Genomic DNA, 18,416 nt, shown 5'->3' on the forward strand with positions numbered 1-18,416 from the left:
GGAATACTGGCGTAGATGCATAGAGTTCGGAGGCAGCGGAGACTGGGAAAAATTGGAGAAAGCTCTGCGCGATGAGGTGCATCATCAGGCGCAGAGCCTGGAGTAGATTTGTGGGGATCCCTCAGGGTCCGATGGCGGTTTTTGGTGTGGGTAACACTTTTGAAGATGGGTCAGGCTTATACAATCATTTCTGGGGTGATGAACCGTCTAGTTATAACCCGGTCAAGGATGCGTTTTATCAAATTCCGGGAGGATACGGGCCTGCCGTGTATAGTGGAGCTGATTTAGTGTTCTCTGCAGGAGCAGGGTTTGTAAAGGTTCCGTTGAAAGTCGTAGCGTCAGATGGCCTGAAGTCGACATCTTTATTCGGTGTAACGGTGAGGCAGTTCGACAATAATAAATTTATACCGCTCACAGGTATCGGTTTGCCTTATGGCTCGGCACTGGGTGTGTACATAGGTGGAGTGGGCGGAAAGTGTTTGACTTTTATAAGGAGGCTAGCGGTGCGAAATAAAAATATTATTCTAAGGGGGGTTATTTTCTTTGGCGTGATCGGATTTGTTTGGTCCGCGTTTCTTCTGGTATCGTTGGTTGTGGTTTTTTTGCTTATGGCAGTTTTGTATCTGTTTTTTGAACCGGATTTCAACGTGGTATTCAAGTGGCTCGGGCTGCCTCTATCAGTTCTTCTGTCAGTGCGTTGGATCTACAAGAACTTTTATAAAGTAAAAGGCTATGTGGAGGGGTGAGTGTTTGTTTTTCTCTTCCCCCCGGTGTCCTTCAAGATAGAGCCAAACGTAACCTGCTCCTGGAAGAGGGAGAACCTACTTGTAGGTTTATCAACAACCCACCTCGAGAACACAAAAATTTGTGCAGTTGAGGGAATTCTTGACTCTTTCAACGGGCAAGAACCTTGGCTGGCTGGATTCAGAGTTACGTTCGAGACCGGTGACTCATTAATCTACCTTAACCAGGGCGACGATGCCGTCGTATTGATTAATGCGCTACCGCCAGTCAGCGTTGGCCTCGAAACCCGCTTCGTTACCTCAATTTGATGAACGCCTTGGCGTCGATAGCAGCCTAGGGGGAGAAGATGAACGAAGAATTCAGCTATGTCTGGCTATTGCCGCTGCTTGAGAAACCTTTCGAAACAGCTGCACTCGATTTGCCTTGTGCGGTAAGAGCCCTTAGCAAAAAATATAAGCTACCTGCCGACATAGCGTTGCAGCCGCTGGTGATCACAGCTTTGATGTCGCAATCCGAATATTGGTCGGGACTGGCGCTTAAATGGCTGGAGGATGGCATTCCTATAGACATTCCGCTGACCGCGCTCTTGGCTCATTGCGCCGAGGACAAAACGTTGTCTCAGTCTCGCCGTCATAGAGCACGCAGGCTTGTCGGCCGGAAAAAATTATGGGGCTGAATCCTATGTCTGGCTGTTATCGACCGATTCTGTTGAAAAAGTCGGCTTCAGTTTTCACGGCAGAAAAGTTCGTGCCTGAGATTGAAGTCTGTGCTTTGGGCAAACGGAATTTTTCAACAGAATCGACCCAAAGCGGCCAGTCGTGAAGGCAACTTGATCGTACTCCCTGCAATTCTGTTCTAACCGTCAAACGTGTCTATTATGCTGTCTAGTCGCTTCAGAAAGGGATGTGAATTTCGGGCAGGGGCTTAGAAGAGTCGCTGGAATGTGTATAGCGCTAAGATTAAAGTGGTCGAATGGAACCAAGCACCGAGCGGAAAATATTTGCCAAGATGGGAAGTTACTCAAAAGCTTTCGAGGGAAATGTTCCTCAGTCTGCGCTGATAGGTTAGGGTTGAATTGATGAAAAGTTATCAAGGTAATATTTCTAAAGAATCATTGAATCTGTTTGTTTCAGATATTGGCTCCGGAGAGTTTTTTTCATATGTGGGAAGCTCGGTGTCATTAGAACAAGCAGTTGCGGTTCTAGGTTTGCTTTCTCCTGATTTTATTGAGTCTGACGGCCACGTTTTCTGGCTGCCTAACGCTCAGCAATACGATCCGCAAAATTTTTCTTTAATGGGACTGGTCGAAACTAGAGCTGGCGTGTGTGAAAAAAGTGTGTCGCGTAGAGATATTGAACGATATAGAAATATTTTCCCTATAAGTCAATTTTTTACAAAGTGGGAAGATACATCGAGTCGCCCTATATTGAAAGTTGGTTTGTCGGAGGAGGATTATCGTCTTTGTCATTTATTTGCTGAGCAGATAGTCAGATATTGGGCGCGCGCATTATCAGAATACTTTCCAGAGAAGGTGTTTCAGTTTGAAGTTGCTGATGATCTTCTCGATGAATATGGAGTTTGCCTGACATTCTGGCAGTCCTAGCAGCAAACTCCGAGCCAAGGGGGTGTAGAAAGGCTTCACAAGACATTCCAAGCATTGAAGCTAGACGGTTCGACGCATCTACATCTTGAGACTGTAGATGTGCGCTCGCGCAGGGGATCAGACCAAACTTCTGTGACTAGGAGTCTTTTGCTATTTGACGTAGCCGCCGAAATTGTGGGGACGAAATCAAGTGACAGTCCCCATGCTAGTGCCAATCAACGCCGGATCTAGGCTCATCAATGGAATCGCTGACGGTCTACTTTTGGCCGATTGCCGCCCGTCACAAAAAGCTATGCTCCTGAGTGGACACCCTCAGCCAAGATCAAAAAGCAGCTCGCCTCTTTACTGCAACGGAACATATATGTCCGTTTGCCATTGATCTTGCGGTGTTTGCGGATACACGCTCAGGTAATGGAAGAACAGTGGTTGATCACGCAGTTCTTCGCCACTGGCAGGCAGCCAATCGCGGTAGATCGGATAGATCGATTCGCCGATGTGGTCCGGCGACCCCACGTGCCGCACTACGACGCAGCGACCACCAGCGATGACCCGCTCGCGCACGCCGAACGCGTTCGGTTTCACCGCCTCGTGAATCTCGCCGCAAATGGCGAAGCGGAATGCTTCTGCTGGCGTGGTGTCTGGGTTGCCGTAGGGAATGCCAAAGCTGCGACTCGATGCCACCGGCGACTGCCCGCTCTGCATGCGCCACTCGATGAACCTGCTCACGCTCTCATTGACGAGCCCGGGGGAGCCGCAATGTTCAAGCGCTGCGACCCGGACGTTGGGGAATTCCACGATTCTTACTTGCATGATGATCGTCCTGGAAAAGTGAGGGATGGCGAACACCGCATGCCAGACCTGCCAGTTCGGAGCCTTCCTGAACGCACTCGGCGTCATGCCGACCGCTCGCTTGAACGCCCTGCAAAATGCCTCGGGACTGTCGAAACCGGCACCGAGTGCCGCCTCCAGTACCGAGTGATCCGCTACGGCGGCCAAGCGATGGGCGGCGCGTCGTAGCCGCATCAGTTGCACATAACGTGAAACCGGCACGCCGACGAACGCGGTGAATTGGCGATGGAAGTGAAACGTCGAAAAATTCGCCACATGGCTCAACGTCTTCACCGACAGATCACCTTCGAGATTCTCATCAATGTAGGCGAGTACGGCGTTGAAGCGCTTTGTGTAAGCGACGTTGATCGGCGTGTCGGGCACTGGGACAAGCTCCTGGAAGTACGGTCGGCAATAGAGTCGACCATAACGACGGGAGCATGCCTAGCCGGGTTTGCTCAACGCGGGTTTTGGGTTGGAACATCCCTGGATGAGTGAGCGCCCCTTTCACCCCCGCAACGTCTCCCATTGAGCGCGCGTAAGTGATTTTTTTAGGTCTATTTTTTAAGCAATATGAAAATAAATCCGTCCCCTTTTTTTGTGGCACATGTGAAAAACGTTTGCTCAGGCCTGGCTGATATCCAGCAATCGAGGCATGGCAATCGCCAGATAATCCTGCGTATCGAGCACCATCGACGCATCCAGCCGCCCCGCGTTGAAGGCTATTTCAGCGTAGCCTTTAGTCAAGGCTGGATCGACGATCAATTGAATTCGCTCATCGAAGACAAAAGGCGGGATGGCGCCGATCCGGCACCCGGTCAGTTCCATGGCCGTTTCGGCCTTCACTAACTCGGCTTTTTTGCCGCCCAGGGCCGCTCCGACTTTCTTCATGTCCAGCTTCTGGTCGCCCGGCAGGATCACCAGTGCATAGGGGCCGGCCTGCCCCTTGAGGGAGCAAAGCATGGCCTTCGCGCCTTGGCCGGGCTCGGTGCCACGGATTTCGGCGACGCGCGCCGACTGGCCCTCGGCATCGTGTATCAACACCCGGTAGGAGGCTGAGCGGGCATCGAGCAGTGCCACGAGGCGATCGAACATGGGGTGCATGCGGTTTTCCTCTGGTTTACAGGAACAGGTCGTAGGACAGTTTGCTGATCAGAATCACCAGCAACACCAAGAAGAGAGCCCGGACAAAGGGCACGCCTTTATGAACCGCCAACCAGGTGCCGGTGAGTGCGCCCAGGATGTTGAATGCCGCCATGGGGATTGCGATCAGGTAGAGCACGTTACCCGTCGGAATGAAGAACATCAGTGCCGCTACGTTGGTCGCGATGTTCACCAGCTTGGCTGATGCCGAGGCATGGAGAAAGTCGAAGGCGAAGCAGCGGATAAACAGGAAGATCAGGAAGCTGCCAGTGCCGGGACCGAACAGACCATCGTAGAAACCGATGGCGCCGCCGATGACGATCGCCAGCAGTTTTTCCTTGGTACCGATGCGCATGGGTTTGTGCAGGGCGCCGAAATCTTTTTTCCAGAAGGTGTAGATCGCCATCAGTACGATCAACACCAGCACCGCCGGCCGGATCATCGACTGGGGTACGAACGACACCGTGGCGGCTCCGAAGAAGGCCATGACAAAAGCCGCGCAGGCGGCGGGGATCACAAGGCCCCAGTCGATTACCACCTTGCGCACGAAGGACCGGGCCGCGAATGCGGTGCCGCAGGCGGCCGCGACCTTATTGGTACCCAGCAGCGCCGCCGGTTGAGCGGTGGGTAGCACGTTGAATAGCGCGGGAATCTGGATCAGTCCGCCGCCGCCCACCGCCGCATCGATCAGACCGGCGGCGAAGGCGAACACGCAAAGGATGACAATATCGACCATGAATCAGGCTCTTACGATGTAGGGTTGATGAGGGTTCAGCGGCACCACGCGTGCCGGATCATTGACCCCGAAGACTCGCAACATCCAGCGATCACGGCCGTCGTAGCGGGGGGTGAAACCATCCCGGGCATGCAGGGTTTGCTGGTTCTTGAAGATCAGCATGTCGCCTGGTTGCAGCAGTATGTGGTGCACGACATCGGGATGATTGGCGGCGGCGGCGAACAGTTGGAGGGCAAACTTCGCATTGGCGCAGGTCGTTTCGACACTCGCTTTGTTGTAGCGGCAATACAGGCCATCGGTTGCGCTTCTGTACAGCAAGGGGACGTTTTCCAGCACATTCCCCTGTTTGCCGAAAGAAGCCGGCCGGCGAACGGTGAATTTCTGCCGTGACAATTCTTCTTCGACCCAGGTCGGCAGAATGGCCAGCACCTCGTCAATGGCGACGATGCGCGTCGGCACGTCGAGCTCGCAGCGCAGGCCGGTCAGGGACAGGTACTCCGGACAGGCCGACAACTGCGAGACGGGTTCGCAGGTCAAAGGCAGGTGTGGGTTGTCGACATGCATGCCCAGATCCGCGCGCGAGCCATAGGAGCTCTTTTCGGTCTCTCGCTTTTGCTTGGGCGAAACGTGACGGAACACGGTGTCGTGGCTTTCACCCTCGTACGCCAGCGGACGGGTTTGCAGAATTTGCAGCACGGACAAAATAGCCGAGGCCAGAGTCGACACGTTCTCGATACCCGGCTCCAGATCGTAGGGCGTGGCGGGCAGTTGCGGGTCCAGCGGCAGCCCCCTGAGGATCATCGCCACGTCTCGGGCCTGTGGAAAATTGCGTAGCTGCTGGATTTTCTCGGTGCACAAGACTCTTTCCAGCAACTGCCCCAGGACCGGCATGTGACGGATACCCGAGGCGCTATCGGTCACGTCCAGCGATGCCAGACCGGTCTGAAGTGTGCGTTGTTCTTCGAGCGACAGATGAATTTGCGGTATCTCGCGTCGAATCGAAGTCACTGATTTTTTTCCCAGCCATTCATGAATGACTTCATCAACACAAGCTGCAGCTTTCCCGATTTCTTTATCCAGCTTCGACACTTCCTTGCGCTCCTGTTTGCCCCATCCTTGTAAGTTGAACGGGAAGGTTAACGGAAGGGCCTTTTTTGTGTTGCAATGCCGCGTTGTGAAAAATGCAATGAGGTGGAGAGTGGCATTGAATATGTTGGGGGAACTTGAAGCCTTCGCGACCGTGGCTCGCAAGCGCAGCTTCGTCGCCGCGGCACGGACCCTGGGACGTTCCCCCAGCGCTCTGACCCGGGCCGTTCAGGCACTGGAGGAAAGTGTGGGGCTCAAGTTGTTCAATCGCTCGTCCAATGCCGTGAGCTTGACCGAAGCGGGTGAATGCTTATTGCCACACGCGTACAAAATGCTCGATCTGCAACGTGAGGTGGATGAAGACCTGGCCGGTCTCAGCGGCCTGGCCTCCGGCTGGATCCGTTTTTCCGCCCCCGAGCTTCTCGGAAACGGGGTATTGCCCCGGTTGATCGCGCAATACTGCGCGCGTTATCCAGACGTAAACATCGATGTGATTTTCACCGATGAGATCATCGACCCGGGCAAGAGCAAGCTGGACTTCTCGATTCGCGGCGCGTTTCCACAATCCAGCGAATTGATCGGCTTTGCGCTCTGGCGTTACTCACGTTATCTGTATGCCAGCCCCGACTACCTGGAGCGCAACGGCATGCCCGACTCCATCGAGGCACTGGAGTCGCATTCGCTGATCCTGCACACGGCGCCACGGATTCTCAAGGAGTGGAATTTTCGCAGTGAGGAGCAGGCCATCAGCTTTCGGGTTCATCCAAAATTTCGTTTCAGCTCCGGTCTGGCGGTATTCCAGGCAGCCCTGGCGGGCGTCGGGATCGCCCGCCTGGCGGATTGGATGGCGGAGCCCGAAGTGGAAGCGGGGCGCCTGCTGCGGGTTTGTCCCGAGTACAAGCTCACCTCCAGCAGCGGTGAGAGCCCACAGATGCACGCGGTGTACCCGCCCGGAAATTTGCCGCTGCGGGTGAAGGCATTGATGGAGATGATCCGTGGCTTAGGTGAAAGCCTCGAATGTAAACGCGGCGCAGCGCTGATATGAGGTTACGGGTCGTTCAGCCCTGTCCGCTCACTCTGCCGTTGATCAGAAACCCACCCAGGGCTAACGCAGACGAGCATCGACAAGATGCTGCGCCGAGGATTTTGTATTAGGGCTTCATTGGCGCGGTGGTGACTATCGACGCCAGCAATGGGTGAAACGCAGGAAGACGCCGCGCCCATGTCAGTGCAGCCCCTGACGGCGCGCAATTGTCCAAACACCCAGGCCCCCTGCGGGGTGCGAGCCGGCTCGCGATGGCGTCGTGTCAGCCAACATCAATGGAAGCGCTGGCCTCATCGCGAGCACACTGGATTTTTGATGTTTGCCGGACCACATCATGAGCGCATGGTCGATATCTGCCCGTCATTTCAAATCTGTTCAACCTTTGTCAGATCCACTGAATCCTTTTGAGGCGTCATCCCGCGATGATGTTGAACGCGGTAGTTGCCAACACCTCCCCATTAACCATCACCCGAACCGCATGTACCCCAGCGAAATGCTTGCGCGTCGTAAAATCCTTCATCACCTGTCTGCGCCCCACAACCACACTCTCAAACCCCGCCAATACCAACGTCTTCAACTTAAAAACCTTAGCCGAAACCCCGCCATTCGCCTTCACATAGTCAATCGCATAATCAATCACCAACCGCTGCTCTTCCAGCACCGTGGACTTCACCGTAAACGACAACGTAATCGCTTCCCCCAGCCGCACTACTGCCGGCTCGATCTTCACATCCAGCAACTCAACCTCAGGCTTCGCACCCGCACCAATCACTGTCAGCGCCCGCAAATTCCCCTGCTTGATCAAGCTGCGCAACGCATGCTTGGCAATCCACGCCGTGTGTTTGTTTGCCAGTGACCACCCTTCAATCACATCCAGCACCCACTCTGGATGTTCCTTGGTCACGTCATTCAAGTGATTCGCCACGGATTTGCGCACGTACAAGCTCTCATCCGCCTTCAACCGGTCCAGTATCCCGGCGGCCAATTGCGGATCAGCCTGCACCGTTTCCAGCCTGAACGACCATGGCAGGCGCGGGCGGCTGCCTTCGCTGGCGAGGCGGCGGACGTGGTGGTTTTCGCTCTGGGTCCAGTCGTGCATCAGTTCCAGCGTGCGCTCCAGGTCGCTGCGCAGAAAGTGGCGGATGGCGAATTCGGAGGAGCCGAAGGTGGTGAAGTATTTCAGGGCTTGCATGGAGGTATCGAATGCGTGAGCGCCGTAGGTGGCGACGTAGTGCGGCAGGCACATGCTGACGAATCCGCTGTTCAGCCGTGGGGCGAGTTCGCGCAGGACCTGGAGGGAATCTTCGTAGTCCAGTGGCAGCACGGCGTGCAGGCTTTCGCTGACGCGGGCCATGCGTTGCATGACTGAGAGGTCGGCGAGGCCGTCGTTGGCATGTTTAAGGAATGTTTTGGTTTTGAATGCCGGGTACACGGCGCTCATTTCGGTGGCAATGTGTTTCAAACGTTCGGCGTTGAAGATTTCCTTGAGGGCCGGCGCAGCATTTTCAGTTGCACTCATGATCAGTTCATCGGCGAGCTGACGAACGCTTCAAGCGTTTCAGCGTAGGCGGTGTATTGGGCGATATGGCGATAGCGCGCAACATCAATCTGGTCCGGCACGACAAGATCAGTGAAACTCCAGGCGACGGCGAGGCTGATGCCGGCCTGGCTGAGGGTGCCGTCGGTGGGCAGGCCGTGTTTTTCGAGTTCGTGTTCCAGGGCAGTGAAGGCAGCGGCGAGTTGGCCTTCGACGCGTTCGACCCATGGTTGGTACTGGATGTCGGCTGGGCGCAGGTTGCGTTCGTAATAGAGTTGCACGGCTTTTTCGCAGGCGGCGAGGCTGAGGCCGATCAGGCGCAGGGCGTGGGCGCGTTGCTTGAGCTCGGAGGGCAGCAGGCTTTTGCCGGCGGCGGTTTCGAGGTAGTCGAGGATGAGGGTCGAGTCCATGAGGACGACGCCGTCGTCGAGGATCAGGGTGGGGGCCTTGACCACCGGGTTGATCTGCTGGAATTGCTCGAAGTGGCGGAACACCGAGACTGACTCGTGTTCGAGGTCGATCCCCAGGCGTTTGGCGCTGATCGCCACGCGGCGCACGTAGGGGGAGTCGAGCATACCGATCAATTTCATGACGCGTTCCTTCAAGTCGAACCGGTGAGGTAGGCATAACCTAGCTGAGCCTGAGGGAAATGTCAGGTGTCGAAAACGGCTTGTTCGTGAATTCAGTCGACATTCAATTGCGGCGCAACGGTGGCGGTCGGCAAACCCTTGCGAATGCTGGCTTTGCGCGGTCTCAAGGTCGCTCTGAATAAAAGCGCTGGCCTGCCGATAGCCTTTGGTCGCAGGTCGTCGATAGCCGTTTGTCTTCTATATACAGCCGCTCGACTGAATTTCTTGCTATAAACGCACTCCGATGACCGTTGTGAAGCCTGTGTGAGTGCAGATTCCGGGCGTTGTCGGACAAATTCCCTGTATTTACAGTTGCTGAGGCCTCATTCGGGCCTTAGACTGCCGCCCCTCGTAAATTGAGTGCCGGGTGGCGTTTGCAATAAACGATGCCTTTTCGTCGACCGGACACGGTTCGCCGGAACGCTCCCTAATTCGCCTTAATGCACGTTTTTTTATAGAGATATCAATGACAAAGGACAAGTTGCTGGCCATGCCGGCAGATGACTACATGAATGAAGAGCAACACGCTTTCTTCAGTGAGCTGTTGCAGAACATGAAAGTCGAAACCCATGAGCGCATTGAGCAAAACCGTATCGCTATCGAAAGCCTGGACACCCCGGCCGACCCGGCGGACGCGGCTTCGGTTGAAGAAGAGCGCACTTGGCTGGTAAACGCAATCGATCGCGACCAGCGCATGCTGCCTCAACTGGAACAAGCCCTTGAGCGTATCAAGGAAGACAGCTTTGGCTGGTGCGACGACAGCGGCGAGGCCATCGGTCTGAAACGCCTGCTGATCAGTCCGACCACCAAATACTGCATCGAAGCTCAAGAACGTCACGAGCAGATCGACAAGCACCAGCGTCAGGCCTGATTTCCCAGGCACTGCCATCGCGGGCAAGCCCGCTCCCACAAGGTTTTGCATTGAACCTGTGGGAGCGGGCTTGCCCCCGACGCTTTTTATCGTCCGCCTTATTTCCCTGCCGTTCCATTGACCTGCTGCAGACCCCACGACTAACGGACCATAGATAATGGCGTTGTAGTGGCGTTTAATGCAGTCACAATAATGAGAACAAGTGTGGGGTGTTGATATGACGAGAGATGGATCTCTGGTTGGGGCTTTGCCTGCACCAGTGCTTTTGCCGAAGAACCGCTGGATTGCACCGACCTTGCAAAGCATCGCCCTGATGTTGTTGCTCGCCGGTATGACCTTGGGTGGAGGGTCGCTGTACGTCGGCATGCCGCTGGCGGTACTGATTGTCTGGCTGCCGCGCCTGCGCGCCCGAGCCGTTCCCGCTGCACTGCCTGCCGACACCGGCAGCGCCATTTCCGAACTGACCCGCGATCTTTCCTACACCACCAGCCATAACGCCTTGTCGGCAGCCGGCGTCGCGTTTTCGGTCAAGGCGTTGGCGAGCAAACTGGAATCGCAACTCGATGCAGCGGCGCGGATTGTCAGTAATGCTGAGGTGATGATCGCCACCGAGCACGCCACTTCGCAGCTCAGCCGCGAAGCGCTGGCGGCGGCCAGCGAGGCGCATCACAGCAGTGCGGCGGGGCGAACCGAATTGGTCGACTCGATTTCGCGCATGCATCAGCTCAGTCAGCGCGCCAACGCCAGCCGTGAATTGATCGAGGCCTTGAGCCTGCGCAGCGATGATATTCAGCGAGTGACGTTGGTGATTCAGTCGATTGCCAGCCAGACCAATCTGTTGGCGTTGAACGCAGCAATTGAAGCGGCGCGAGCCGGCGAGCATGGTCGCGGTTTCGCGGTCGTGGCGGATGAGGTGCGTGGGCTGGCGGCGCGCACGGCGTCGGCGACGGGCGAAGTCGGTGAGATGGTCGCGGACATTCAGCAACGTACCGCTCAGGTGGTGGAGCAGATCCGCGAACTGTCGAGTGATCTGCACACGGGCGTCGAACAGGTCGAGCACACCGGCCAGCATCTGGAAAATATCGCGCGCTTGGCGGCGGGAGTGGAAAGTCAGGTCGGTGAGATCGCACGCGGCGCAGAGACCAATCGCGAACAACTCGACAGCCTGTTCAAGGCCATTGAGCAGATGCGCAGCGATCTGGCGATCAGCGATCAACAGACCCGTCACCTCGCCGAAGCGGCAGTGCAGATGGAAGGGCAGGCGGAAACCATCAGCGAGCGTCTGGCCGAAGTCGGCCTGGATGATTATCACCAGCGTATTTATGACCTGGCGCGTGAAGGGGCGAGCCAGATTGCGGCGCGGTTCGAGGCGGACGTCGAGCAGGGGCTGATCAGTCTTGAGGATCTTTTCGACCGTCAGTATCAGGCGATTGCGAATACTCAACCGGCCAAGTATCAGACCCGATTCGACCGTTATACCGATCAGGTGCTGCCGGCGATTCAGGAGCCATTACTGCCGCGTCATGAAGGGCTGGTGTTTGCCATCGCCTGCACGCAGCAGGGTTATGTGCCGACACACAATCAGGCGTTCAGTCAGCCGTTGACCGGGGATGCACAGGTTGATGCGGTGAATAATCGCACCAAACGCAAGTTTGCCGACCGCACCGGGATACGCTGCGGCAGCCATCAGCAACCGGTGTTGCTGCAAACCTATACGCGGGACACTGGCGAGCTGATGCACGACTTGTCGGTGCCGATCATGATCAAGGGGCGGCATTGGGGCGGTTTGCGTTTGGGCTATAAGCCGGAAAGTCCGCGCTGATTGATTGTTGCGATTGATGCAATGAATCTGTGCACGGGCGTCGCTGTTTCCTGCGCAGTGAAATCATTAACATGCCGACTTGGTTAGGTTGCTAATGAAGTCGGGAGGTCTGCATGCCCTGCAGAATTGATGTCGCCGTGATGATCGGCAGTGGCGTGCCCGCCGCGTTGCGTGCGATGGGTCAAAGCGTTTGCTGGGTGGTGTTGCTTGACGGTGAGCGACGCGGCACCGCGTTTGCCAGCCGCGATGAGGCCGAGGAGTGCAGGGCTGCGTGGCTCGCGCAGTTAAAGGCCGAGCCTGGCGACAGCCTGCATTGATCAGTGTTAGTTGCCGTCGTGCAAACGTACGTTGAGCTCGTCGACCACAACGGCTTCTTCGCCGTCGTTGCGCAGCCATTCCTTGAGCAGTTGTGCTTGTGATGGCGTCCAAAAATCGGCGTCGATCAGCTTGGTTTCGGCGTCCAGTGGATGGGCTTCGATGAAATCGTCGATTGCTGTGCCTTCTGAGGGCAGTCCCAGTTGATCGAACAGGGTTTTCAGATCATAGGTCGGCAAGTCCATCGTGTACTCCTTCTGATTGGCGCCGGGATGGCGCAGTCGATCACTTCCTTTATCTGAGGCAGTCGTTGTCCAGGAGTTCGATTTGGATTTCGAGCGAGCGGGCGAGGGCGCAGGCTTCATTGTGATCTTCGCGGAAACCTCTTACGCGTCCGGTGGATTTTTCCTTGATGTGGAAAAAGGCGTTGCCCGCCGGCACCACTTGAAAGCGCGGAGCATGATCGTTTTGTGCGTGTTCCGGCAGATCGTTCATCGCGGCGACATGCATGATCAGAGTTGATTTGAGTCGGGCGTCAGCGGGCATGGCGAAGTGAGTCAGAGTGCACATGTGAAGTCCTTTTCATCAGTTGGCCGATATTTACAGGCCGTTTCGGGTAGTCGTAATGAGCATCGCTGCTCTAGAATCGCCAGTACCTGTTGACGATGGGGCTTATCTAAAGCAATTTTTCGCGAGCGATATGTCGGAAAACTGCTTTTTTTCGTGAGAATTTTCCCTAAAGTTTGTAGTCAGCGTTCTCTGGCCGACGGTAAGGATTATTCCTTCAAGCTTTGGCGACATCGGGGTGAGTTTCGCGAGTGACAATCCAGTAGTCTTACGAAACCTCGCGTTGGATGAGCGGTCTGCTCTGTTCGAGCTTTTATTAGAGTCATTTGGCGGTTCCATCGGCCTGGCCGTTTTTTCGCCGTGCGCGTTTTCCGTGTGCGGTTTTTTCAGATCTGGGGATGTTTCTTTGGCAGTCAGTAATCTCGATATGCATGCTTTGTTCGTGTTGGGTGATTTGCGTGCGAAGCTGGTCAAGCTGTTTCAGTCGCGTTTTGTTTACATCACCGAGCAAAATGCCGAAGGCATTTACGTTGCCGAAATCGACACCGACAGTGCGTTGGTGGTCGATGACAAACCGGGGCTCAAGCTCAAGGTCGGCGATCATTTCAGCGCATCGGTCCTGCCCAGCCGCGAAGGCGGCAAGATGGATATCCGCTTTCGCGAAATCAAACTGACGGTCTATGGGCTTGGCGATTACGCCTTCGTCGACACTGCCGATGGCCACGCGATCCTGTTCAAGGAAGGTCACAGCGTGGTGACCGTGTTCGCCGCCAATGAGCAATTGCAGGAAGGCCTGACCAAGACTCTGAAAGCCGTTACTGCCAAAGCCGCGAAGTGGCGCAAGGGCGAACTGGTGACGTTCAAGGCCAGCGAGTGATCGGTGGATTGAGCCGCGCCGACTTCCACGCGCAGAACCTCGAAAGCGCACGCGAAGAGGCCCGGCGTTTGTTTGCTGCCAAGGCCGAGTTGCAAGGTGCGTGGCTGGGTTGGGTGGCGTCGCAGATTTACACGTTGCGCCCGGCGGAATACGCGAGCATGGTCAGACGCGAGCTGCAAAGTTTGCAGGGAAATGTCTGAAACCTGACATCGTTCGGGGCTTGGCCCTGAAAAAGCAGGAACCTCGGCTAAAGTCAGTTGACTGAGTATTCAGAGGCTTGCGGTCTTCTGTCAGGCCATTCCGCCATTGCTGTGAACAGCACGAGGTGCAATGCATGAACGGATTTCGACGGTTATTGGCTGCCAGCGTGGCCACATTCGGTTTGCTGACGTCAGCGCAGTCGGTGATGGCGGCACCCGCGCCGATCCATTTTGCCGACCTGAACTGGGAAAGCGGCAGCCTGATCACGGATGTTCTGCGCATCATCGTCGAGAAGGGGTACGGACTGCCGACTGACACATTGCCGGGTACCACCATCACCTTGGAAACCGCGCTGGCCAACAATGACATTCAAGTGATTGGCGAAGAGTGGGCGGGGCGCAGTCCAGTGTGGGTCAAGGCTGAGGCCGAAGGTAAAGTCGTGAGCCTGGGCGATACGGTCAAGGGGGCGACCGAAGGCTGGTGGGTGCCTGAGTACGTGATCAAGGGTGATCCGGCCAAGGGCATCAAGCCGCTGGCGCCGGACTTGCGCAGTGTCAATGATCTGGCCAAATACAAAGACGTGTTCAAGGACCCGGAAAGCCCGAGCAAGGGGCGTTTCCTTAACAGCCCGATCGGCTGGACGTCTGAGGTGGTCAACAAACAGAAGCTGACGGCTTACGGCTTGCAGGATGACTACACCAATTTCCGCAGTGGCTCGGGGGCGGCGCTGGATGCTGAGATCAGTTCCTCGATTCGTCGCGGTAAACCGGTGTTGTTTTATTACTGGTCGCCGACGCCGTTGCTGGGCAAATTCAAACTGGTACAACTGCAAGAGCCGCCGTTCGATGCCGAGGCGTGGAAGACGTTGACCGATGCCGATAATCCCAATCCGAAACCGACCCGCTCACTGGCGTCGAAGCTGTCGATTGGCGTGTCTACGCCATTTCAGAAACAGTATCCGCAGATCGCCGAGTTCTTCAGCAAAGTGGATTTTCCGATTGGGCCGTTGAACAAGGCATTAGCGCAAATGAGCGAGAACCACACCGCGCCGCGTCAGGCAGCGGAAGCGTTTATGAAGGCGCATCCGGATGTGTGGCAGGCCTGGTTGCCGAAGGATGTGGCGGATAAGGTCTCGGCTGATCTGAAATAAGGGTTGAGCCTGCTGGCCTCAACGCGAGCCAGTCCACTCCCACAGTGGAATGCATTCAACGGTGGGAGTGGACTGGCTCGCGAAGCTTTTAGAATCGAGTCTGCACCGCCAATTCAAAGGTACGCGGCGTACCCAGGTAATACGCTGGCGAAACATGCGCAAACTCGGCATACACCTCATTCGTCAAATTGCGCACCCGCCCGGTCACGGTCGTGTGCGAATCAACCTTGTAGCTGAGGAAACTGCCGAACAGCGTGTATGACGGCACGGTCATGGTGTTGGCGGTATCGGCAAACACCGAGGCTACGTATCGCGCATCGACCCCACCTTGCCATTGCGATGAAAAATCGTAGGTCATCCACAGATTGCCGACCCGGTCAGGGACATTGGTGGGTGTATTGCCTTTGCGCGATACCACCACGCCAGCGGCGTTTTTCTCAGTGAAGTCATCGTACTGCGCGTCGACCCAGGCAAAGTTGCCTTCAGCCAACAGCCGGTCGGTGATTTGCAGCGAACTGGCAATCTCAATCCCTTTCGACGTTTGCTGGCCCACTGCAATGCTGCTGGTCGGGTCCAGCGGATCGGTGACGGCGAAGTCCTTTCGTTCGATTGTGTAGGCCGCCACCGTGGCCGAACCACGGCCGTTCAGGTAGTCGAACTTGCTGCCAATCTCCCATTGCTTGCCCGTCGAGACGTCGAAATCCTGAGTGCCGTTCGGTTGCTCGGCGGCGGTGCTGTATTGCACATAAACGTTGGCCGAAGGGATGAATTGATACGTCAGGCCCGCGCGGCCGGTGACCGGCTCCCAACGGCGTTTGAGATGCTTGGGATTGGCGGCGGTCACGGCTCGGTGGTTGGTCACGTCGAGATCGATGTCGTCATAACGCAGGCCGGTGAGCAGCGACAGTTTGTCGGTCAACGCCAAACGGTTTTCCACGAACAGCGCTTTGGTGGTCACCTGGTTGGTCTTGTCGCTGATCAATTGAGGGTGGGTGCCGGGAATGTCGTAGAAGTGCCCCGGTCGATAGTGGTTCGGGTCCACTGTGCTCGCGCCTCTGATGTTGAGCGGCGAGTTGGTGGTCTGGTTGACCTTGTATTCAAAGCCGCTCGACCACGTCGTATCAAGACCAAACAGTGTGCTGTCGTGGCGCAGTTCGAACTGGTTGCCGTTCTGCTCACCCTGGTGGCGTACCTGATACGCCGTGGAGCGATTCACCGCCGTGATATCGGCGTTGTACTGGTAGGTTTCGAGGTTGCGGTAATCGCGTTGGCTGTCGAGGTGGTACAGCGTGTTGCGAAGAGTGGTGCTGTCGTTGATCCGGTAGTCGACGATCGAGCGAACCCAGATCGTTCGCTGCTCGTAGCGACCGTTCTCGACGTTGTAGTTGTTGAAGCGGTTGTGTTTATCGATCTTCAACTCGCCGGCCTTGGGATTGAGCACGGGCGTGCCCCAGTACGGACTGTCTTCGTGTTCATCCTGATATTCCAGGGCCAACGTGTGCGACAGGTCGGGTGTGAGATCGCTGAGCAGCGAGAACGCCACGCTCCAGGCATCGCGCTCCTGGCGGTCGATGTAGCCGTTGCTGGTGTTGTGACTGACGTCGAGGCGCGCGTAGTGCTGCACGTCGGCGCTCGGGTCGGTCAGGGCGTGGTTGAGGCCGAACGCGGTTTCGGTGGTGTCATAGCGGCCGTAACTGACTCTGCCTTCAACCGCTTGTTCATCGCGGGTCGCCAGTTTGGTCACGTAGTTCAGCGAGCCGCCCACCGAACCTGCGCCGTTGACCAATGAAGACGGGCCGCCGAGTAACTCCACTCGATCATAAATCCACGCATCCACCGGCCGGGCGAGGCCGCCTGAGACGTTGATGCCGTTGAACATCTGGGTGATCTGGCTGCTGGTGAAGCCGCGATAGGAAATGAAACCGCCGAAACCCGGCGGTGCGCTGGCGTTGACGCCGGGCAGGGTGTTGGCGGCGTCCTGGAAGTTCTGCGCGCCATGGCGTTCGATGTCGTTGCGATTGGCGATGGCCACCGAGGCGGGCGTGTCGCGCACGCTCAAGCCAAGGCGCGAAGCCATGCCGCTGGATTGGTCGAGGCTCAGGCCCGGTTCGGTGCCGGCCTCGCCATCGATGGTGATCGGCGCCAGATCCACGGTGGATTGCGCCCAGGCGTTAACGGACAGGCAGCCGCACAGGCTCGCCAGCAGAGTGAGTTGTTTCATCAAAGAATCCTGAATACTTGTCTAGGAATCAGCGCACAGGCAAACGCCGCGCGTTGGCGCAGTAGGCTGAACAATCAAAAAGGCAAGGGCACTCAGGCGAGCGGCGGGGCGCGTGGGTTGGCCGAGGGCCAGGTGAAGCGGGCAGGGAGGTCGGCGCTGACAATCGGGGCCAGCGGCGGGCTGTGTTGTTCGGGGAGGACTGCCAGGGTCAGGCTGGAGTTGAACGCCGGGCCCATGCCGCCGGTGGAGCACAACGGGCAACCGAAAGCTTTGGACAGGGTCGGCAGTTTTTCTTCGGTGGGATTGGATGCCAGCGGCGCTTGCGTCGTCGGGTCCACCGTACAGAACTGGCCGCCAATGCCGTTGAGCTGCATTGCGACCATTTGTCCGTGACCGATGCTGCACGCGAACACGTTGAACAGGACGCAGCAATAAAGCATCCAGGCCAGCAGTGAGCGATCGGTATTGGAGAATTTCATGGGGCGGCACTTTACCGTACCGCCGATCGGTCGTGCACTTGAAAAAAATGCGACTAGGATCATTTGTTCAAATCCCTTTCAAGGATTTCAATCATGACGTTTGTGTTGGCTCAATGGATGGCGGCCACTTTTGCGGTGATCGCCCTGGTGCATGTGTATTGGGCGTTGGGTGGGCAATGGGCGGCGGTGGCGGCGGTACCGCAAATTCCGGTGGACGGTTTTGTCGCGACGGTGCGGCCGGCGTTCAAACCGTCGGGCTGGATCACATTGGTGGTGGCGGCCGGGTTATTGCTGATTGCTGCACTGGTGTGTCTGCGGGTTGGCTGGGGCTTCCCGGCGGTGAATCACAAGGCATTGCAATGGGTGATCAGCGCGATTGCGCTGTTGATGTTCGCCCGAGCCATTGGCGATTCGAATCTGGTGGGGTTTTTCAAGGAAGTGAAGGGCTCGCGATTTGCGCGGCTGGATACCTGGGTGTATTCGCCGTTGTGTCTGGTATTGGGGGCGGGGTTGTTGGCGGTGGCGTGGGTTTGAGGCTGAGCGGGCTTGCCCGCGAAGAGGT

At 56.6% G+C, this 18,416-nt stretch carries 22 protein-coding genes; 12 read left to right on the forward strand and 10 right to left on the reverse strand.

Going from position 1 to position 18,416, the window contains the following annotated elements:
• Positions 1-110 precede the first annotated feature (110 nt).
• From AACY11_RS22335 to AACY11_RS22350, 4 genes are all read left to right on the forward strand, one after another.
• On the forward strand, positions 111-746 hold the full coding sequence (locus tag AACY11_RS22335) for a hypothetical protein (protein WP_339495739.1): 636 nt from the start codon (positions 111-113) through the stop codon (positions 744-746).
• Complete coding sequence (locus tag AACY11_RS22340) at positions 747-1,052, forward strand: hypothetical protein (protein ID WP_339433095.1); 306 nt, start codon at positions 747-749, stop codon at positions 1,050-1,052.
• Between the two features lie 38 nt (positions 1,053-1,090).
• Positions 1,091-1,420, forward strand: a complete 330-nt coding sequence (locus AACY11_RS22345) for a hypothetical protein (protein ID WP_339465955.1) — start codon at positions 1,091-1,093, stop codon at positions 1,418-1,420.
• A gap of 402 nt (positions 1,421-1,822) precedes the next feature.
• Entirely contained in the window at positions 1,823-2,347 is a 525-nt protein-coding gene (locus tag AACY11_RS22350) for a hypothetical protein (RefSeq protein WP_339433097.1), read from the forward strand.
• Between the two features lie 342 nt (positions 2,348-2,689).
• On the opposite strand, the gene AACY11_RS22355 is transcribed toward AACY11_RS22350, so the two are convergent.
• The 4 genes from AACY11_RS22355 to AACY11_RS22370 all read right to left on the reverse strand — a co-directional run bounded on the left by AACY11_RS22355 (position 2,690) and on the right by AACY11_RS22370 (position 6,062).
• The gene (locus tag AACY11_RS22355) at positions 2,690-3,559 is read right to left on the reverse strand and encodes an AraC family transcriptional regulator (protein ID WP_339433098.1); all 870 of its coding nucleotides are present in this window, start codon (positions 3,557-3,559) and stop codon (positions 2,690-2,692) included.
• A 240-nt stretch (positions 3,560-3,799) separates the two neighbouring features.
• Complete coding sequence (locus AACY11_RS22360; RefSeq protein WP_339433099.1) at positions 3,800-4,279, reverse strand: YbaK/prolyl-tRNA synthetase associated domain-containing protein; 480 nt, start codon at positions 4,277-4,279, stop codon at positions 3,800-3,802.
• Positions 4,280-4,295: 16 nt separating this feature from the next.
• A complete protein-coding gene (locus tag AACY11_RS22365; protein WP_103303395.1) occupies positions 4,296-5,054 on the reverse strand; it encodes a sulfite exporter TauE/SafE family protein in 759 nt (252 codons plus the stop codon).
• A gap of 3 nt (positions 5,055-5,057) precedes the next feature.
• Complete coding sequence (locus tag AACY11_RS22370; protein WP_339433101.1) at positions 5,058-6,062, reverse strand: TauD/TfdA family dioxygenase; 1,005 nt, start codon at positions 6,060-6,062, stop codon at positions 5,058-5,060.
• Positions 6,063-6,252: 190 nt separating this feature from the next.
• On the opposite strand from AACY11_RS22370, the gene AACY11_RS22375 reads away from it, so the two are divergent.
• Complete coding sequence (locus tag AACY11_RS22375) at positions 6,253-7,185, forward strand: LysR family transcriptional regulator (RefSeq protein ID WP_339433102.1); 933 nt, start codon at positions 6,253-6,255, stop codon at positions 7,183-7,185.
• Positions 7,186-7,597: 412 nt separating this feature from the next.
• On the opposite strand, the gene AACY11_RS22380 is transcribed toward AACY11_RS22375, so the two are convergent.
• Both AACY11_RS22380 and AACY11_RS22385 read right to left on the reverse strand, forming a co-directional pair.
• Positions 7,598-8,704 (reverse strand): DNA alkylation repair protein, encoded by a 1,107-nt coding sequence (locus AACY11_RS22380; RefSeq protein WP_339495740.1) that lies wholly within the window; start codon positions 8,702-8,704, stop codon positions 7,598-7,600.
• A gap of 2 nt (positions 8,705-8,706) precedes the next feature.
• On the reverse strand, positions 8,707-9,312 hold the full coding sequence (locus AACY11_RS22385) for a glutathione S-transferase (RefSeq protein ID WP_339495741.1): 606 nt from the start codon (positions 9,310-9,312) through the stop codon (positions 8,707-8,709).
• A gap of 505 nt (positions 9,313-9,817) precedes the next feature.
• Here AACY11_RS22385 and AACY11_RS22390 point away from each other — a divergent pair.
• The 3 genes from AACY11_RS22390 (at position 9,818) to AACY11_RS22400 (ending at position 12,361) form a co-directional block, all read left to right on the forward strand.
• Positions 9,818-10,222: a TraR/DksA family transcriptional regulator gene (locus AACY11_RS22390; RefSeq protein WP_221729599.1), complete on the forward strand. Its 405-nt coding sequence runs from the start codon at positions 9,818-9,820 to the stop codon at positions 10,220-10,222.
• 598 nt (positions 10,223-10,820) lie between these two features.
• Entirely contained in the window at positions 10,821-12,044 is a 1,224-nt protein-coding gene (locus AACY11_RS22395; RefSeq protein WP_445261982.1) for a methyl-accepting chemotaxis protein, read from the forward strand.
• 113 nt (positions 12,045-12,157) lie between these two features.
• Entirely contained in the window at positions 12,158-12,361 is a 204-nt protein-coding gene (locus AACY11_RS22400) for a hypothetical protein (RefSeq protein ID WP_339433106.1), read from the forward strand.
• A 6-nt stretch (positions 12,362-12,367) separates the two neighbouring features.
• Here the strand turns inward: AACY11_RS22400 and AACY11_RS22405 are convergent, their stop codons facing one another.
• Both AACY11_RS22405 and AACY11_RS22410 read right to left on the reverse strand, forming a co-directional pair.
• The gene (locus tag AACY11_RS22405; protein WP_339433107.1) at positions 12,368-12,604 is read right to left on the reverse strand and encodes a DUF2789 domain-containing protein; all 237 of its coding nucleotides are present in this window, start codon (positions 12,602-12,604) and stop codon (positions 12,368-12,370) included.
• 49 nt (positions 12,605-12,653) lie between these two features.
• On the reverse strand, positions 12,654-12,869 hold the full coding sequence (locus tag AACY11_RS22410) for a hypothetical protein (RefSeq protein ID WP_339433175.1): 216 nt from the start codon (positions 12,867-12,869) through the stop codon (positions 12,654-12,656).
• Between the two features lie 484 nt (positions 12,870-13,353).
• On the opposite strand from AACY11_RS22410, the gene AACY11_RS22415 reads away from it, so the two are divergent.
• The 3 genes from AACY11_RS22415 to AACY11_RS22425 all read left to right on the forward strand — a co-directional run bounded on the left by AACY11_RS22415 (position 13,354) and on the right by AACY11_RS22425 (position 15,154).
• The gene (locus AACY11_RS22415; RefSeq protein WP_445261500.1) at positions 13,354-13,803 is read left to right on the forward strand and encodes a hypothetical protein; all 450 of its coding nucleotides are present in this window, start codon (positions 13,354-13,356) and stop codon (positions 13,801-13,803) included.
• An 8-nt stretch (positions 13,804-13,811) separates the two neighbouring features.
• Positions 13,812-14,003 carry a hypothetical protein gene (locus AACY11_RS22420; protein ID WP_339433176.1) on the forward strand — a complete coding sequence of 64 codons (192 nt, stop codon included), beginning with the start codon at positions 13,812-13,814 and terminating at the stop codon, positions 14,001-14,003.
• Between the two features lie 134 nt (positions 14,004-14,137).
• Positions 14,138-15,154 (forward strand): ABC transporter substrate-binding protein, encoded by a 1,017-nt coding sequence (locus tag AACY11_RS22425; RefSeq protein ID WP_221729605.1) that lies wholly within the window; start codon positions 14,138-14,140, stop codon positions 15,152-15,154.
• An 88-nt stretch (positions 15,155-15,242) separates the two neighbouring features.
• Here AACY11_RS22425 and AACY11_RS22430 read toward each other — a convergent pair whose 3' ends face one another.
• Both AACY11_RS22430 and AACY11_RS22435 read right to left on the reverse strand, forming a co-directional pair.
• On the reverse strand, positions 15,243-17,375 hold the full coding sequence (locus AACY11_RS22430; RefSeq protein ID WP_339495742.1) for a TonB-dependent receptor: 2,133 nt from the start codon (positions 17,373-17,375) through the stop codon (positions 15,243-15,245).
• A gap of 92 nt (positions 17,376-17,467) precedes the next feature.
• On the reverse strand, positions 17,468-17,854 hold the full coding sequence (locus tag AACY11_RS22435) for a DUF2946 domain-containing protein (RefSeq protein WP_339433111.1): 387 nt from the start codon (positions 17,852-17,854) through the stop codon (positions 17,468-17,470).
• A gap of 93 nt (positions 17,855-17,947) precedes the next feature.
• Between AACY11_RS22435 and AACY11_RS22440 the strand changes: the two genes are divergently transcribed.
• Positions 17,948-18,388 (forward strand): DUF3995 domain-containing protein, encoded by a 441-nt coding sequence (locus AACY11_RS22440; protein ID WP_339433112.1) that lies wholly within the window; start codon positions 17,948-17,950, stop codon positions 18,386-18,388.
• The last annotated feature ends 28 nt before the right edge of the window (positions 18,389-18,416 follow it).

Origin of the sequence: Pseudomonas sp. RA_105y_Pfl2_P56, from assembly GCF_963970845.1 — a bacterium.
Lineage (GTDB): Bacteria > Pseudomonadota > Gammaproteobacteria > Pseudomonadales > Pseudomonadaceae > Aquipseudomonas > Aquipseudomonas baetica_A.

Coding starts and splice junctions, on each gene's coding strand:
- AACY11_RS22390 (WP_221729599.1), top strand. CDS start 9,818: ATGACAAAGGACAAGTTGCTGGCCATGCCGGCAGATGACTACATGAAT.
- AACY11_RS22400 (WP_339433106.1), top strand. CDS start 12,158: ATGCCCTGCAGAATTGATGTCGCCGTGATGATCGGCAGTGGCGTGCCC.
- AACY11_RS22415 (WP_445261500.1), top strand. CDS start 13,354: ATGCATGCTTTGTTCGTGTTGGGTGATTTGCGTGCGAAGCTGGTCAAG.
- AACY11_RS22410 (WP_339433175.1), bottom strand. CDS start 12,869: ATGCATGTCGCCGCGATGAACGATCTGCCGGAACACGCACAAAACGAT.
- AACY11_RS22345 (WP_339465955.1), top strand. CDS start 1,091: ATGAACGAAGAATTCAGCTATGTCTGGCTATTGCCGCTGCTTGAGAAA.
- AACY11_RS22435 (WP_339433111.1), bottom strand. CDS start 17,854: ATGAAATTCTCCAATACCGATCGCTCACTGCTGGCCTGGATGCTTTAT.
- AACY11_RS22365 (WP_103303395.1), bottom strand. CDS start 5,054: ATGGTCGATATTGTCATCCTTTGCGTGTTCGCCTTCGCCGCCGGTCTG.
- AACY11_RS22360 (WP_339433099.1), bottom strand. CDS start 4,279: ATGCACCCCATGTTCGATCGCCTCGTGGCACTGCTCGATGCCCGCTCA.
- AACY11_RS22350 (WP_339433097.1), top strand. CDS start 1,823: ATGAAAAGTTATCAAGGTAATATTTCTAAAGAATCATTGAATCTGTTT.
- AACY11_RS22385 (WP_339495741.1), bottom strand. CDS start 9,312: ATGAAATTGATCGGTATGCTCGACTCCCCCTACGTGCGCCGCGTGGCG.
- AACY11_RS22405 (WP_339433107.1), bottom strand. CDS start 12,604: ATGGACTTGCCGACCTATGATCTGAAAACCCTGTTCGATCAACTGGGA.
- AACY11_RS22395 (WP_445261982.1), top strand. CDS start 10,821: ATGATCGCCACCGAGCACGCCACTTCGCAGCTCAGCCGCGAAGCGCTG.
- AACY11_RS22380 (WP_339495740.1), bottom strand. CDS start 8,704: ATGAGTGCAACTGAAAATGCTGCGCCGGCCCTCAAGGAAATCTTCAAC.
- AACY11_RS22430 (WP_339495742.1), bottom strand. CDS start 17,375: ATGAAACAACTCACTCTGCTGGCGAGCCTGTGCGGCTGCCTGTCCGTT.
- AACY11_RS22440 (WP_339433112.1), top strand. CDS start 17,948: ATGACGTTTGTGTTGGCTCAATGGATGGCGGCCACTTTTGCGGTGATC.
- AACY11_RS22425 (WP_221729605.1), top strand. CDS start 14,138: ATGAACGGATTTCGACGGTTATTGGCTGCCAGCGTGGCCACATTCGGT.